Origin of the sequence: Flavobacterium gossypii (assembly GCF_014138495.1) — a bacterium.
GTDB lineage: Bacteria > Bacteroidota > Bacteroidia > Flavobacteriales > Flavobacteriaceae > Flavobacterium > Flavobacterium endophyticum.
In genome coordinates this window covers 24,654-41,511 of the sequence record NZ_JACJIS010000001.1, presented here as the reverse complement: position 1 = coordinate 41,511, position 16,858 = coordinate 24,654, and the positions used below count along the sequence as shown (strand labels likewise).

The following is a 16,858-nucleotide window of genomic DNA, read 5'->3' as shown; positions in this document are numbered from 1 at the left end:
ATTATAATTTTATGCGCTCAAAGAAAAGCTTCTTGTACGTTTCGCTAATCGGGATTCTTTTTTGGTCTATGATAATTCGGTTTCGCTGAATCGAATTGATATATTGCAGATTGACGATATACGAATTGTGAACTCTCATGAAATTCTGCTCAGGCAGTTTTTCCAATAGGTTCTTGAAATTAGAAAGGGTCAGTACAGATTTGCCGCTGTTGAGGTTGATTTTTAAGTAGTCTTTAAGTCCTTCGATGTATTTTATATCGTCGATAAAAATTTTCAGGCTTTCATAATCGGATTTTACGAACAAAAATTTATCTGAAAGCTCCTGTTTTTGAACAATTAAAGGCTGTTTCTTATTTTCATTTTTTGACGCCTGATAGGTAAACTTATTCACCGATTTCAAAAATCGAGTATACGCTATGGGCTTGACGAGATAATCTAATGCTTCTAGCTCAAAACCATCGATAGCAAATTGCGGATAGGCAGTCGTAAATATAAATTGCGGCCTGATTTTGAGCGTATCAATAAACTCAATTCCAGTAAGGAGCGGCATTTCAATATCTAGGAATATAAGATCGACAGTTTTTGAAGTCACGAACTTCATCGCTTCTACCGGATTGGTAAAACATCCCAATAACTCAATATCAGGCATCGTATCGCAATAATTTTTTATGACATCAATAGCCAGAGGCTCGTCGTCTAAAATAACTGTCCTAATCTTCATTCAGCTTTAATTTTAGCTTTACATAAAATTTTCCAGAATCGGCATAGGTTTCCAATTCGTTTCGCTCAGGAAAATAAAGGTTTATTCTCTTGACCGTATTTTCAATTCCTAAACCGAAGGAATCGCCATTGCTTTTAATCCTATTGATATCATTAATTACAGAAAAGTCTATTTCGTTTTTTTGGACCTTGAACTTTACGATAATTTCGTTTTCTTTTGACGGATCGATACCATGCTTGAACGCATTTTCTATAAAGGAAATAAACAATAGCGGCGGGATAAAGATAGAAGTTTCATCACAATCAACTTCAAAGATAATGTTAACGTTTTCAGTCAGTCGCAGTTTTTGGAGCTCGATATAATTTTTGATATATAAGATTTCTTCTTCAAGAGGAACGGTATCTTTATTAGTCTCATAAAGCATATAACGCATCAATTCCGACAGGTTCAAGATAGCCACAGGAGTCTGCTCAGATTTTTTTATAGACAAAGAAAAAATTGTATTGAGCGAGTTAAAGAAAAAGTGAGGGTTGAGCTGTGCTTTCAAAAAATTCAATTCAGAATTCTTTTTCTCCATTTCGGCTTCTTTTTGTCGCTTGTAGCTGGCATTCCATTCAATAAAAATCTTAAACATAGAACTGACCGTAACATACAAAGTAAAAAGAATAATGTTCGGCAGCATCATGTGGATCATGAACATATAATCATTGTCAAAAGGAAGAGCAGGTGCCGCCCTTACGCCCCTGACTGCTCTTGGAATACTTAATCTTGCAGGTTGCGAAGAGATTGATAGCGTGTCGGCTTCTTCTTTATGAATAGAAATCATCGCGGCTCTTGGCGTTATTTGTGATGGTGGTACAGTTTGAAATGTCTGCGTTACTGGCATAACTCTACTAAAATACATTACCTCAACCTTAAAGATGGTTATAGAACAGCCAATTATCAATATAAGAGTGGTAGCAATATAAATTACCAAGCGGTTTTTGAGCAGAAGCCTTGGTACCAAGAAGAAATAATTGATATAAAAAAGAGAAATAGGGAGCAGTATCCTTGGAATAAAACTCTTAACGTCCGTATAGCCAGCAAAAAAATCACTGAAAGGGAAGGCCAAAAACAAAAGCCAGATAAAAATATGGAGCAGAAAGAGCCTAAAATTAAATGAAAAAATACTATATCGTTTAATCAGCATTTGGTTTTGATTTTTAGAATTGATAAATCTTTTAACGTCAATGTAGGCATTTCATTTCTTTTTATTTTTTGGATTACAAGATTACAGGCCGCCGCCGCTTCTATACTATCGCAAAAAGGAACGTTTTCTTGTATTGCCGGAATAAAATCTTGATTGATTAGCAGTCGACCACGAACGATGACTCTATATCCAAAACCATTTTCGGTCTTATATACCATCCCTTCAATTTCGCTATCCTTTTTATTTTGGCAAGAAGCAAATAGCGAAATTAGGAAAATAAAGCTAAGAGATTTTTTTAGCAATTTTAGATTCGGGGCCGCATGATGGGACAGCCCCTTATCTAGCTGAAAAAAACCAAACAAAAAATTAATCATCGCTATTCGGAGCATCATTAGGCTTGAATTCATACATATCATCAAAATAAAAAGTACCGTTTTTTCCAAGCAGTACAAAACCTCTCTCTCCATTCGAAATTGAGATAGCGTCCTGGCGGGCAACAGCTTCAAAGTTTGTTTTTGTACTCCAGGTATCATTCGCCGGATTATATTCCCATATATCTTTTGTTGTTCCTCCCGAAGTTATATAGCCGTAGGCACCAATTGAAAATCCGACAGCATTCGTACGAGCGATGCTGTATTTTTCATTTGCATCCAGATCCGAAAGTTTTTTCCATGTTTCGGTGGCTGTATCAAATACCCAAAAATCTTTGATGTTGATTCCGTTAGAAGAACCAGTTCCAAAATATACCTTTGTACCAATCGTAAACGTAGTACCCTCACGGCGTTTCGCACCTCCAAAACCAAATTGTTCCATCCATGTGTCTGTAACAGGATCGTATTTCCAAAAATCCTTTTTGTCATTTTCGCCGTCAAAACCAGAACCGACATAGCCTGCTGTAGCCGAATTAAAACCTACGGCACCTCTTCGTAGCAAACCATTTCCGAAATTTGATATCGGTGTCCACGTATTATTTTGCGTATCATATTTGTAAAAGTCGGTCAACTGCGTAGTTCCATTATATCCAGTGCCCAGATAGCCATTGTTTCCTATTGCAAAAGATACAGAAGAACTTCTTTTCTCACCAGGAAAATCTGCTTTTTGCACCCAGAAATTACCTTCGATATCATACTGCCAAAAATCATTAAGATAATTGCTGCCGTCATATCCGGTGCCTACATAGGCGCTATTTTCAATCGTAAAAGAAGTTGCGCTGCTTCTCGGCCTGCCATTAAATACGGTGCTTTCCAGCCAATTGCCGACACTGCTTTCTCCATCGTCCTTACTGCATCCGACAGAAAAAAACAATGTCCCTAGAAGACCTGTGCAAAGTAGTTTTTTGGAGCTTAAAAAATTCATTCTCATAAGTATTATAAATTTAGATTGTATTTGAAACCCATTGTGATGTATATCGTATTCTTAAAATCAATGCCGGTTTTTGGTATATTTTCCTGAAAAAGATCAAGCTGGTTGGAAAAGGCATAACCTGATCGTATCGTGGCGATCCAATTGTTATCCGATACATAATTGTACTCCAATCCGGCATTATAACTCGTCATTTCTATGGCGCTTATATTTGGAATATTGTCTTGCTTGTCGCTACTGATTTTTGAATAGAAAGAATCAACAAAAAGAGATGATTTTATACTGTTCTTTGGAGATAACGCATATTGAAAGTTCGTTTCCGGAAGGCCAATTGTAAAACTAGCATTCTTGCTGATGAATTTTTGATAGCTGACTACAGGCAGCCATCGCGGCTTTCCAAATAACGAAGAAAAGGATACTCCCAAAATAGCGTAGGAGGGATAGTCTCCTTCTGTTTTTCTTTTAACGGCAAGAGAAAATGTAGGATAGATATCGCCAAATGTTATCGTATTCTTGAAGCTTGAATTCAACTCAGGCTCAAATGTCGCTAGCAAGTCCCAATTCTTATTAAACTCATGAGTATAGCCAATCGCAAATTTGACTGACTGGATGGATTGTAATTCATCGAAATAAGCCCCATCATTATCTTTCCCATAATTGATTTCAAATTTTTTAAATGAAGCGCCGTACGTAAACTGGCCTTTCTCTAAGTCAAATGCAGCAAAATGTTTGTTTAGCGACGCAGAACCCGTATTATAAATCATACTGTACTCATATTGTATTGAACTTGAACTTTCTTGCGAATAAGTAATCCCGTGACATGCCAACAAAAGGGCAGCAATGTGTCTGTGCATGATTGATAATTTGCCTCAAACCTATTTTTTATTTGCTTTCCTGAAAACTGAAATATACCATCAGGCCATTTTATACTATGGTTTTTAAGTAATAGCCTACAGATTTTGAAAAAGCGAATCCGTATTTAGAAATACGCTATATGACTGCAATTTTGCGCATTCCATATATAATTTAAAATTGCTGAATTGGATCACTGCTACATTCGTATCCTAAAAATTTATACGAATGAAAAATAGCATTTTCGCAATGTTGCTGATAGGAGTATCGACGCTTTTGATTTCATGCAGCGCAGACAGCCTAGACAAAACATTTATTGCTGATAAAGATTTTGCCGAAAGCGATGTGAGGTTTATCAGCATTGACACCTTTACTGTTGAAATGTCTACCGTAAAACTAGACAGCGTCATTACTTCGGGAGGGAATAAGTTACTAATCGGGCAATATACTGATCCTGTTTTCGGAAAAGTAACATCTTCAGCATTTATGACCTTTATTCCAAAAACATACACAATCTCTGAAGAAGCAGTTTTTGACAGCATTGTACTGAGCCTTAAATACGATGGTTATTTTTATGGAGATACCTTAAGGCCCAAGACTGTTTTGGTTCAGAAATTATCCAAAGAATTAAAATTAGGGCCACAACAGACTGCATTTTATAATACTTCCGAAGTTCCTGCCTTTAATCCGATTTTAGCAAGTAAAACATTCAATCCTAGAATCAGCAAAGATTCGCTTACCCTAAAACTCGACCAGATTTTCGGGAAAGAGCTTTTTGATAAGTTCAGGGGCGGCAATATAAGAACCAATGAAGATTTGAAAGAATTTTTTAAAGGGCTAAAAATCTTTCCCCATGCAGATGAAAATGCTTCTTTAATAGCTTTCAAAGGAGCCAATAGTTTTATTCGGATTTATTACTCAAAGCCAGACCAGCCCAATGATAAAAAAACTTTTTTGCAGTTGGAATTTGATAGCAAGGATACAGGCGCTAAATCTTTCAATCAAATTATAGGCGACAGAAGCGGTACCCCTTTATCAGGCTTATTGCCCCAAAATAAATCGCTATCCTCCACAGCTTTAGACAACCTAAGCTTTCTGCAAGGCGGAGCAGGTATTGCTACTAAAGTCAGGTTTCCTCATATTCGCACAATCTCGCAGATAAATGGTGGCAAAGGGCATGTGTTTAACGCAAAAATGAAAATCAAGCTAAGTCAGGCCTACTATACTAACAAGCTCTACTTATCGGATTCCTTGCAAGTTTTTGTGGTGGATGGCAATAACAATATTATCAATGAGTATATCGATTCAAAAGGGAAAAAAATCAAGGCATCAGTAGCAAAACAAGACAAAGAATTTAATGAGGTCTTCTTGATTTTGCCAGTAGATGTTTTTTTGCAGAAGATAATCAATGAAGGCAATTATCTAGAATATGGACTGCTCGTCCTGCCCTACAGCTCTCAATTTGGCAATAGGATGGTCTTGAATGGCGAAAACAACCCAGAATATTCTTCTAATCTAAAAGTAATTTATGCGACCTATGACAAATAAGCCTGCTTTTTTGCTGCTCTCAGCGTTTATTTCTGCCTGTTCCTTATCCGCGCAAACCAACAACCAGACCAGTTCGCCTTATTCCCTTTTTGGATTGGGGCGTTTTAATGACGCCAATACCGGAAAGACAAATGCTCTAGGCAAAAGCGGTACGGCACTCAGCTCTGAAAAAGAAATAAATAACCTAAATCCGGCTTCGTTCGCCACAATCAAGAAAAACTCGTTTCTTTTTGATGTTGGAGCAAAAGCAGAAATGAACACGTTTACAAATGAAATTAACGATACAAAAGTAACCACGGTAAGTTTCTCCAGCCTGGCTTTTGCCTTTCAGCTCGATAGGCGATCGGGAATCGGTCTTTCGCTTTCGCCTTATTCCGATGTAGGCTATAATTTGCTGGGAATTGAAAATACGGTTGAAGGTTCTACAGAATCGTATTTTAGCAACATAAAAGGAAGCGGCGGACTCAATGAAATCAAGCTTAATTATGGAAGAAGCTTTTCAGAAAAACTGCGGATTGGGGCGAGTCTCAGCTATCATTTCGGGAAAATTTCTGAAGTAGAGATCGCCAAACTTAATGAGGACTATTTAATGATGGACGATAAAAATTATTATAGCGGACTAAAAGCGGCTATTGGAATGCAATATGACATCAACAAAAAGATGACTATTTCGAGTGTCATTGGCCTTCCAACAGCCTTAAATGGCACTAAAGATTACAGGATACTAAAATTAGTAGAAGGCTCTGAATCGGTTGTAAAAGAAGATTCTGAAAGCATAGCCGATTTTAAGCTGCCGCTTACGCTAAATATAGGCATCAAAGCACAGATAGGAAAGACGCTGACGCTAAATGCCGATTATACTCGATCGCAATGGTCGGCTACAGAGATGGAAGATAATATTGGGCAATTTACCGACCAAGATTTTATTGCTGCGGGGTTGGAATATACTAGCGAAAGAAAAAACAATCTTCTGCAGAAAATAACTTATAGGCTAGGAGGCAATTATGATACAGGCTATCTTTCTATTGACGGAAATAAAGTGTCTGGTTTTGCACTAACATCTGGATTGGGCATCCCTTTAGATTACAGGACAAATACCTTTATAAATGTTTCGTATACCTATGGCCAGCGGGGACAAATGTCGAATTCGCTAATCCACGAAAATTACCATCTGCTTACTTTGAATTTAAGCCTTGAAGACATTTGGTTTGTAAAAAGAAAATACGAATAGACTAACGCCTAGACGTAATCGTTGAGCCAGCCGATGCCGTAACTACAAAAGCCACAGCCAAGATTTCATTGAAAGACAAATATTCCTGCAAAAATATAAAAGCACAGATAGAAGCCGCGGCAGGTTCCAAACTCATGAGGATGCTGAATGTACGTGCAGGAAGCTGGCCCAGAGCCTTCATTTCTAACGTAAATGGAATAGCGCTAGATAATAACGCAAGAGCGATACCCATGCCCAAAAGCTGAGGAGTAAGATTGTTTAGCCCTTCTCCAAAAATTCCGAAAGGAACAACTAGCAGGGCCGCGAAAAGCATTCCGGTTGCCACGGCATCGCCGCCTTTCATTATAGCCGAAATTTTACCGCCCAATACGATATAGGCTGCCCAAAAGGCTCCTGCCAATAAGGCAAGCGAGGCCCCTAAAATATCAACTCCATTAGTAGTCCAAGGCGCGATTAAAATGATGCCAGCTGCTGCAAGCAATACCCACAAGAAATCAACAATACGTTTTGAGCCTAAGACAGCGACCATTAACGGACCGATAAATTCTAATGTTACCGCCAATCCGATCGGAATTCTTTCTATAGCAAAATAAAAAACTAGATTCATGGCTCCAAGACACAGACCATAAGGAAGTACGAATTTCCATTGATCGAGCGTAATTTTGCGCAAGTTCGGTCGATACACAGCCAACAAGATAATTGCCGAGATGCCAATCCTTAACGATGCCGTTCCCGGAGCTCCAATAGTAGGAAAAAGACTTTTTGCGATCGCTGCTCCAGACTGGACGCTTATTATTGCCATAAGTACGGCAGGAATAGGAGGTATGTTGATGGATTTGAGTCTCATGAAAGCTTTCGGATTGAAAGAGCAAAACTACGAAATTAGCTTTCTCAAGTAAGTAAAAAGGTAAAATATAATAACTATCTGGAAGTGTATACCAAAATAAAAGAAGAGATGGTATATAGAAACTACTTTTCCCCTGATAGGGTTTCCGAATCGCTAACAGAAACGGACAGATGCTATACAGAAATTACTCTTTTCTAATAGGATTTATTAATTGCTATATATAAACTGAGAGATACTACACAGAAACTACTTTTTTATGATAGGATTTATTAATTGCTGTATAGAAACTGATAGATGCTACACGGAAACTACTTTTTTATGATAGGATTTATGAATTGATGATAGAAAATGACAGATGCTATACAGAAACTACTTTTTCATGATAAGATTTATGAATTTCTATATAGAAACTGACAGATGCTAAACAGAAATTACTTTTTCCTGATAGGATTTATAAATTGCTATACAGAAACTGATAGATGCTATATAGAAAACACTGTTTTCTAATAGAATTTCTAGAATGTTATGTAGCATTTGACAAATGTAATATAGTACTCGTGCAAAAAGGAGTACGTTATTCAAATTTTCTCTTTACAGACTTAGCTACTTTGTGTGATGGTTTAAAAGTTATATTTGTAATGATTTTTTACCGACCTCCTCACTTCTAATTTTGCTTTATGAAAAGTTTTCTGTCTTTTTTCTTCTTCTTACGTTTCATTTGATAATCGGGCAAACAAAAAAGGTGGCTACAGTAATGGATTCCTATATTCAAAAAGGTTTCAATGGAGCTGTTCTAATAGCAAAAGATGGAAAAATCGACTATTTAAAATATACCGGAATTGCGAATAGGCATTATGATATTAAATTTTCGGAAGCTTCAAGATTTCATATCTTTTCGGTTACAAAAACGTTTACGGCTGCTTTGATTATGAAACTGTATGAGGAAAAGAAAATAAATCTTGACGCGACAATTTCAACTTATTATCCTGAATATAAAGGAGAAGGAAGGGATAAAATTACAATCAAAAATTTGCTGACATACAGTAGCGGAAGAGATCTTCAGGAAATGAGGGATTTTCTAGATGTTTATAGCAATAATATTTGGGGCTTGGATACTTTTATAGACAAATATTGTTCAGGAAAATTAATCAACCAACCAGGAACTAAATTTGATTATAGTAATGGAGATTACATACTGCTAGGGAAAATTATCGAAAAAGTAAGCGGTAAATCGTATGAAGAAATGTTGCGAGAAAAAATACTAGTACCGTTAAAAATGCACCATACCGATTATCTGCATCATACCGATATCATAAAAGGCATGGCCGAAGGGTATTCTTATGACGATTCTTTAGCGCAAAAAATTTATAGTCCGACGAATTATTATATCGACAACCTGTATTCGGCAGGCGCTATGTATTCGACACCAGAAGATATGTTGCTTTTTGACCAAGCAATTTTCAATCATACTTTATTGAAAAAAGAAACAGTTGACTTAATGCTTACGCCTTATAGCAACTTAGACGAGACGGCATTAGGCTTTTGGGTCTATCCTAAAAAGTTTGGAAAAATAGAAACTCTTTTGGCTGAAAGGCAAGGAGGAGGCTATGGCTTCCATTCTAATTGGATTCATCTTATCGACAAAGGATTGACGTTTATCTTTTTGTCAAATACCGATGCCGTTGATCTGAATGTAATGCGATTTGATATTATTGATGCTTATTTGAATAAATAAACAATAGACATAAAAAATCCGGACATTCGTCCAGATTTTTTATGTCTATTGTTTATTTAGAATTATCACAATTTTATTGAAGTCGGCGGCGGCATTGATTACGGTTCGATACGCTTCAAAGTTTTCAAGAGGATAATGAAGAATGTTGTAATATTCTGTATTCTCTACAACAATTTCATTTCCTTTTTTCTCGTATTTGCTTACAAAAGCTGCTTCTGTTTTGCCGTTTACATCAGCAGTATAATTCATATTGAATTTGTCTAAGTTTTTTACGGTGACTCCCTCAGGAAGCAGGATTCTGATCTTGCGAGTATAAGCATGTGGATAATCTATTTCTACAGGGAGCATACGTTTGTTTTCTTGATAAAGTTCCATCTGTTTTCCAATGGTTTGTCCGACTGAGAATAAGTAGTTATCTCCAGCTTTTCGAATCAAGTCTTTTCCTTCAAATGTTACTTTCAATACGAATGGTTTTTTGCCAATATTGTCTACTCCGTCATTTTCAGTCGTTAGTGTTTTGTATTCTGTTTCAACAGTATAATTTTCTGCAATACTTTTCAGAACGGTTTTATATTGTTCTGGAGAGGCAAAATCTTTGATGGGCTGAAAATTGAAGGCAGAATAGCCGCCAAATTGAATATTATCCGTTACGATCGGATTTTCGATATCTTTTGTGAAGTCTACCGTAATTTCCATTATGTCATGGGTAATTTCTATACTCGGAATGTCGATCGTGCTAATTTCACCAATTCCCATTTTTGTCCCAGCAAAGGCTTTTTCTTTTATGAAAAGTCCATTTGTACCAGCCAATACACTTGGTATTAGCGGGATTCTGTACTCAATTTCAGTAGGTGTCATGAATTTTTTGATTGCTGGAAAGTAAAACAAAATCTCATCCAGATTTTCATAGCTTTCAAAATCTTTATCAAAAGGAACCTTAAAACGGTTTGACGTAAATACAAGATTGGTTTCTACGCCCATTTTGTCAAATACGGCAATGTAGAGCCTCAAAATATCGCTTTGATTGGCTTGTTTTGATTTAATGATATCCTGCAACGTTTCTTGGCTATCAATATAACGGCTGTAGTTTATGGTTTTCTTGATTTTGTTCTCGATATTCCAAACTTGCTCTTGCATGTCTTTGGATTTGGTGATGTTTTTACAAAATTCATCTATAGCTTTTTGTTCTTTTTTATCATATTGCGGATGAAATCTTTCGTATAAGTTTGTAGAAAACTCTTTGAAATTGTAAAGATTCTTTGCACCATTTGCTAGATTTTCATCTAGCTTGTAGCGGAATCGCTTAATGTTGCTATTCCAGTTCGAATAATTTTCATTGTCATCCAATGCAGGAGTATTGATTTCATTAATGGTTAAAGTGGTAAAGTTTTCTCTTGGCAGTTTTTTTTCAATGACAGGTTCGGAAAGACCATTATAACCTTTAGTACGAAACACCAAATGATCAGGATAGATCAGTTGAAAGGTGTTTTTTGCGATCGGATATTCATCCTGCATTTTTACAGTATTTCCTTTAATTTCTGGAAGTTCTTCCAAAATAAATATCTTTTCGATGACAGCCCCTTTTTCAAGACCATTGACAGCAAAATATTTAAAGTTGACCCCTCTTTCTTCATCGGTTTCTTCTTTTACATCTTTACTGTTCAGTTCTATTACCTTACCATTTTTTAGAATAACGCGTGCTTTCGTCGTAAGTACGCTTTCGTTGGATCCAAAAGGGATATAGATTTTATTGTTTCGTTCTACAGCATCATCGCTATTGATGTATCTTTTCTCGTGCAAAAGATAGTATTGGATTGCTTTACCTTTTTCAGAAATAAATTCTACTTTGGTATTTCGTTCGAGTATGGCTTCTTTTTCATCCTTATATTTGGTAGGAATCTCTTCTTTAGTTTCTTTTTCATCCCAAGTATAGTTCTTAAAGGAAAAGTCTTGTGCATATCCATAGGAACCACAGAAAATAAAGAATAATAGGAGGGGTTTTATTCTAAGTTTTAAAATCATTTTTCGGTAAGTATTAAAGTTTGTGTATAGGTGTTTTTTAGTTTTTTGATGGTCTCGTTCCATAAGGCAAAATCGGACTGCTCAAGCAATATTTTTTTCAATTTTATCTTTACTTCTAAAGAAACAAGTCCTGCTTTATTGGCATACTGGCAGTCGAATTTCATGAGAGCATTATCAAAACTGGAATTTTCTGGAAGGTATTTGACCGTATAGTTTTTTGGTAATTCTAAATCATAACGACCGTTATAAGCAGCCAGATATTCAAGATCAAATGCAGTTGTACGATCTGGCTCTAATGTAAGTTTCTCATACATGCGGTCTAGAAAAAGATTGATATAGAGTTCTTTGTCTACTTGTATTACATAATCGGCCAAGTCAAAATTGAAATTAATCTGGTAAGGCTTATCCCGGTCTGAAACATTGGCTTCTGTATATTCTTTGAGATGAAATTTGTTATTTCCCTTTAGCACTAAGCTTTTAATCATTTCAAAACGAGTCTTGTTTGAAGCGTCTCCTATTTGCGCCAATATGCTGCTTCTTGAAAATCCGTTATAGCCTACTGTTCCTGTGCCTATAATTTTTTCTTTGTCTAAACTGAGTTTGAGAGTCTCAAAAGTCTCATTGTTTTCTGCAGGAACTACAGGAACTGTTATTATTTTATAGGTATCACCATTGCTCAACAGCGCTTCTTTTCCTTGGATAAATGATGTCGGTAGTCCGTAGCGTGTTTCACGATCGGTAGCATCCAAAAATACATAGTTACCATTATCGTTGTATACCGCAATCATATGGTTGTCGACAGCAGGAGTTGAAAGTTGTTCGTACGAATAAGGTATTTCTCGTGTTCCGATCCATGAAACGGTGACATCTTTTATTCCGGCATAACTAGCCATCGAAGAAATAATGCTTGCCATGTCTTTGCAATCGCCAAATTTGCGTTTATAGATTAGGCTGGCTTCACGCGGTATAAAACCTTCGTAACCATTTTCGAAAGCAATGTATTTGATATTGTCTTTTACCCAATAGAATATTTTTTTGATTTTTTCAGTATCTGATGTCAGCCCTGTAGTCAGTTCCGTTGAAAGAGTTTTGAGATCGTCGTCTTCGGTCTTATTTAAGTTTTTTATAAACGATTTATAATAATCATAGAGCTTTTCGGTATTATCGAGCACATTGATTTTATTTTTATCGATGGTATAATCTTTTACGTATACATTGATATGCGGTATGAAATAGCGAAAGCCAGGATTATTAGGTTCCATTTTTACAGCTTTTACATCTTTTAATGTCCAACTGTAAATGTATTTGCCTTTCTTTTCAGATTTAGAAAATTCGATGCTATTTGTAGGATCGTTGAAAATGCGATAGCCTATGTTGATGTCTTTGTCAGTACGCACTTCAAAGGTTGAATTTAGTATCGGAAAATTGTCTCCAAACACAAAACTCTGCAATAGAAAAGGATCGACAAACTCAGTCTGTACGCTATATACTTTTTTGGCACCGGCTTCAAGATTGGGGAAAATAAGCTGTCTTTCTTTTACGTCATTGTAAAAGACAGAATTTTGCCTTGCTTGCTTTTCATTTGTCTGCGTTACTTTAATCTTACGGTCTTTACCCCTGTCGTTGATAATAGAGTAGGCTTCATACTGATTCAGTTTTACGAGTTCAGAATAAGAAAAGTTTTCTTGATTATTTAGGATGCCGTTTTCAGAAAGAATCATCGACTCATAATAATTGTCTTGCAAGACGCGCAACTTTTTATTTTCAACAAAAATATCATACGAACTTTTATTGCTTATGATGAGCTCATTAATGTCTCCGTACTTTTTTTTGTATTCTAAAAACAGCGGGGCTTTTTCTTGTGCCTTGGCCTGCAGGGCAAAAAGACATAAGAATAGAACAAGAGGTTTATTACTTAGTAATTTCAATAAGTTCGTCTGAATCATAACGTTGGGTTTGAGAAACAACTCCATTAGTATAAATTTTGCATAGTCCATGCAATTCATCGTTTTTATATTCTGCCGTCAGTAAAGGCTTGCCGTCTTCTTTAAAAAACTCTTGTACTCCTTCGAAATAAGAATTTTTGAAATTTTCTTTTTTATAGATTTTTCCATTAGAATAGTATTCTATTCTCGGTCCTGATAAAAGATCCATGTCATAATTGGCTTCAAACTCAGGTTTGCCTTCTTGATTATTAACTACGAGTTTGCCATCAATATTGCCTTTCACAAAATTAATTTCAATGGCAGTTTTTCCGTTTGTATATGACGAAATTATTTTGGCTGTCTGAGCAGCGATAGGCGTTTTTTCAGTCAGCTTTCCGTCTTTGTCAAGTTTTATATAATAGACCAATGCATTATTTTGATAGCCTAGGATAAGAATGTTATCGCCTTTTTGATTGTAGTATTTGGCTTCGCCTTCAATGTCCCCATCAAGCTGGTTGTATTCTAAGAATTTTCCTTTATTATGGAAATAGCGCGTTAATAGTCCCGTATTATTGCCTAAAATATAATTGTCTGACATTCTCAAATTTCCAGCAATATCATAATATTTGGAGATTCCGTCTGGCTTTCCAGCGTAATAATTCCTTTCAACTTGAAGTCCTCCTGTTGGACCATAAACAGCTGATTTGCCATTTCTGATACCATTGGTAAAACTGCTTTCTGACCTTGTCTTGCCGTTTTTGTCTTTTACAAGATATTTTCCTTCAAATAAGCCATTTGTTAATGTATATTCATGTATTTCTATACCATTATTGTAAAGGGTGGTCATTTTACCGTTTTTATTGGTATAATCAACTTCATTTAGTTTTTTACCTTCGGTGCTGTACGATTCCATTTTGACTGGGGTATTATTTATATACCTTGTCATAAGGTTAATATTGCCATTTTGCCAATAATTAAAGCTTTTATATAACGTACCATCGCTATAGAAATTTTCTGATAAAATACTTCCATCAGGATAAAAGGATTTATGAAGGCCATTTAATTCACCATTTTTATAGTGATAAACATTCGCGAGCCTGCCATTTTCAAAACTTTCATATACGCCCGAAATAGTATCATTAACATAATTGAAGACAGACGAAGGGCGCGTATCAGGATTAAAAGTGCGTGCAAGGCCGGTTCGGGTTCCGTTTTCATAACTTTCTTGCGTGTTCAAAGCACCGGTAGTATAAAAGTAATTCCACTCGCCTTTTTTTATTCCTTTTTCATAATTGCCTTTCGTTAATACAGAACCTTCTAGGCTTTTCATAACATAAGTTCCTTTGCTTACAGGTACTTCTGTTGGCTTTGGTTTTCCAGGTTCAAATTGTAAGGCAGATTTTATTTCTCCTCGTTTTAAGGTTTCTTGGAAATAAGGAGCATCATTGCCATTATAATAATTATTGGTGGCTACATATCCTTCTTTGTCATAAAGCGTTTCATAGGATTTTTTCCCATTAGCAAGATTAATTATAGCTTTGGCAGGATTGTTATTTACATAAGTGGTTTCTTCCTTAAGTGTTCCGTTTGCAAAATAACTTTTATAAGGCGATGAAATTGTACCTGCTTTATATTCAATTTCAGACTTTAAAGCCTTTCCATTATAGTATTCATAGACCTTACCGTCAATTTTTTCCATAGTATAAGGGTAAGTACTCGATATATTTCCAGCATTATCATACTGTATATAGTTGCCATGTAACTTGCCTTTTGAGTAATTAATTTCACTTTTCTTTGTCCCGTTTTCGTACAGACAAATAAGAGCTCCATCACGCTCATTATTGACAAAATTTACTTCACAGTTTTTTCCACCATTAATATAATAGGAGGTGCTGATTCCTTCTAGCATATCATTTTTATAATTTTCTACAAATTCAATATTGCCATTTTCGTAATATTTGGTTCTTTTACCCTCTGCTTTGCCTTTAGAATAGTTCTTTTCTTCGATCAAGCGACCTTTATTATCATAGTATTTTTGTAAGCCGTCTAATTGGTCATTAACTAGATTAAGCTCACTGACCATGTTTCCGCTACTATTGAGAACTTTATATTTGCCAACTTTTTTTCCGTTTTCTTCTTTGCCTAAAAGATAGGGCTTGCCATTCTCTAGATAGACCACCACTTGTTCTTGTTTGCCAAATAAATCAACATTGCGTTTTGCAAATACCTGCCAAAAATCTTTAGAAATATAATTTTCATAAAAAGCTGTGATCTTTTTATTCTGTGAACTAAGTTTTTTGCCTAGCTGGTCTTTCATGCCTAATAATATATGATAGGAAAAACCTTCGAACTGTTTTTTCTTTATAATATCGGCAAGAAATGGAATGTAAGTTGTTTCAAAAAAACCGTTCTCCATTTTATGGTCAACGGCATATTCTGCAATTGCCTGTACTTGGCGAGTGATGACATCATCAATTGTAGAATTGATTTTGTACGCACTTTTTAGAGGCAGTGAATTACGCAAGATGACATCGATTTCTTCAAAATTATCACCTGATTTGGAGAAAACGAGTTTGCTTTTTTCGAGATAGTTTTCAGCGAATTTAGCATTTAGCTTTAAGATTGCATTTTCACAGCCTTTGCCTTCGCTAACAAGTGTAAGATAGGCGAGTAGGGCTAATGAACCTTCGGTTACGCGACCATCTTCAAGAGCAATCAAACCTAAAAGGTAATGAGAACCGACATGATTTGGATTTATTGTAATTGCTTTTTCAAGATAATCTACGCTTTTTTGTCGCTCTTCTTTGCGAACATACAGTAATGCTAAATTATAAAATAATGTACTCGAATTGGGGAATGTCTTTAGAGATTCTAAAAACATTTTTTCTGATTTTTCATAGTCTTTTTGGTCGCTCAAAAAGCTTCCATAGGCCATGTAAAATTCAGGTTCTTCTTTCATGTAGCCTTTGTTGTAGGCTTCTTCATAAAATGCTTTTGCAGCTTCTTTGTCTTCGCTAGCAGAAAGAGCCAAAGCTTTTTCATATTGAGCACTATAAAATTTAGGGTCATTTTTTACAATCTTATCAAACGCTTTAATAGCATCTTGATATTTTCCTTCTTCATAGAGGTGGATACCTTCTTTTAAAAAGGCCTCGCTGTCATATACAAAAGAATAGTCTGTTTGAGAATAAGTAACGCTACTAAGTCCTAAAATAAAGGCGATGAATATGTTTTTCATATTGGAAATTAATTTTTCCAAATATAATTTTTTTGTGAAAATTTCCAAGCCATTCAGAAAACTTTAATGCCATTTTTCTGACATGCCTTAAAAATGCTATTTTTATAATGTTTAATTCCTCGCCACTTAAAATATTTATTTTTTAATTGACGAGGAATTTTTTAGAAAAACTATGTTTTAGGTATTAG

General features: G+C 35.6%; 12 protein-coding genes. 3 read left to right on the top strand and 9 right to left on the bottom strand.

From position 1 onward, the window contains the following. Position 1: 1 nt before the first annotated feature. The 5 genes from GGR22_RS00165 to GGR22_RS00145 form a co-directional block, all read right to left on the bottom strand. A complete protein-coding gene (locus tag GGR22_RS00165) occupies positions 2-721 on the bottom strand; it encodes a LytR/AlgR family response regulator transcription factor (RefSeq protein WP_220477612.1) in 720 nt (239 codons plus the stop codon). Next, positions 711-1,910 (bottom strand): sensor histidine kinase, encoded by a 1,200-nt coding sequence (locus GGR22_RS00160; protein ID WP_182492101.1) that lies wholly within the window; start codon positions 1,908-1,910, stop codon positions 711-713. Before GGR22_RS00160 ends, GGR22_RS00165 begins: the two co-directional genes overlap by 11 nt. Then, a complete protein-coding gene (locus GGR22_RS00155; protein ID WP_182492100.1) occupies positions 1,904-2,128 on the bottom strand; it encodes a DUF4907 domain-containing protein in 225 nt (74 codons plus the stop codon). Before GGR22_RS00155 ends, GGR22_RS00160 begins: the two co-directional genes overlap by 7 nt. Before the next feature lie 148 nt (positions 2,129-2,276). Next, the gene (locus tag GGR22_RS00150; RefSeq protein ID WP_182492099.1) at positions 2,277-3,272 is read right to left on the bottom strand and encodes a Kelch repeat-containing protein; all 996 of its coding nucleotides are present in this window, start codon (positions 3,270-3,272) and stop codon (positions 2,277-2,279) included. Between the two features lie 5 nt (positions 3,273-3,277). Further along, positions 3,278-4,126 (bottom strand): DUF6268 family outer membrane beta-barrel protein, encoded by an 849-nt coding sequence (locus GGR22_RS00145; protein WP_182492098.1) that lies wholly within the window; start codon positions 4,124-4,126, stop codon positions 3,278-3,280. A gap of 226 nt (positions 4,127-4,352) precedes the next feature. On the opposite strand from GGR22_RS00145, the gene GGR22_RS00140 reads away from it, so the two are divergent. Then, complete coding sequence (locus GGR22_RS00140) at positions 4,353-5,672, top strand: DUF4270 family protein (protein WP_182492097.1); 1,320 nt, start codon at positions 4,353-4,355, stop codon at positions 5,670-5,672. Beyond that, positions 5,653-6,903 (top strand): OmpP1/FadL family transporter, encoded by a 1,251-nt coding sequence (locus GGR22_RS00135; RefSeq protein WP_182492096.1) that lies wholly within the window; start codon positions 5,653-5,655, stop codon positions 6,901-6,903. Before GGR22_RS00140 ends, GGR22_RS00135 begins: the two co-directional genes overlap by 20 nt. 1 nt (position 6,904) lies before the next feature. Here GGR22_RS00135 and GGR22_RS00130 read toward each other — a convergent pair whose 3' ends face one another. Continuing rightward, positions 6,905-7,750, bottom strand: a complete 846-nt coding sequence (locus GGR22_RS00130; protein WP_182492095.1) for an EamA family transporter — start codon at positions 7,748-7,750, stop codon at positions 6,905-6,907. Positions 7,751-8,504: 754 nt separating this feature from the next. Here GGR22_RS00130 and GGR22_RS00125 point away from each other — a divergent pair. Next, the gene (locus GGR22_RS00125; protein WP_182492094.1) at positions 8,505-9,485 is read left to right on the top strand and encodes a serine hydrolase domain-containing protein; all 981 of its coding nucleotides are present in this window, start codon (positions 8,505-8,507) and stop codon (positions 9,483-9,485) included. 45 nt (positions 9,486-9,530) lie between these two features. Here GGR22_RS00125 and GGR22_RS00120 read toward each other — a convergent pair whose 3' ends face one another. The 3 genes from GGR22_RS00120 to GGR22_RS00110 are packed head-to-tail and all read right to left on the bottom strand — an operon-like array spanning position 9,531 to position 16,670. Beyond that, the gene (locus GGR22_RS00120) at positions 9,531-11,507 is read right to left on the bottom strand and encodes a DUF3857 domain-containing protein (protein WP_182492093.1); all 1,977 of its coding nucleotides are present in this window, start codon (positions 11,505-11,507) and stop codon (positions 9,531-9,533) included. Next, positions 11,504-13,453, bottom strand: coding sequence for a DUF3857 domain-containing protein (locus GGR22_RS00115; protein WP_182492092.1), 1,950 nt, complete (start codon positions 13,451-13,453; stop codon positions 11,504-11,506). The genes GGR22_RS00120 and GGR22_RS00115 overlap by 4 nt, the downstream gene beginning before the upstream one ends. Further along, entirely contained in the window at positions 13,419-16,670 is a 3,252-nt protein-coding gene (locus GGR22_RS00110) for a toxin-antitoxin system YwqK family antitoxin (protein WP_182492091.1), read from the bottom strand. Before GGR22_RS00110 ends, GGR22_RS00115 begins: the two co-directional genes overlap by 35 nt. Positions 16,671-16,858: the final 188 nt, after the last annotated feature.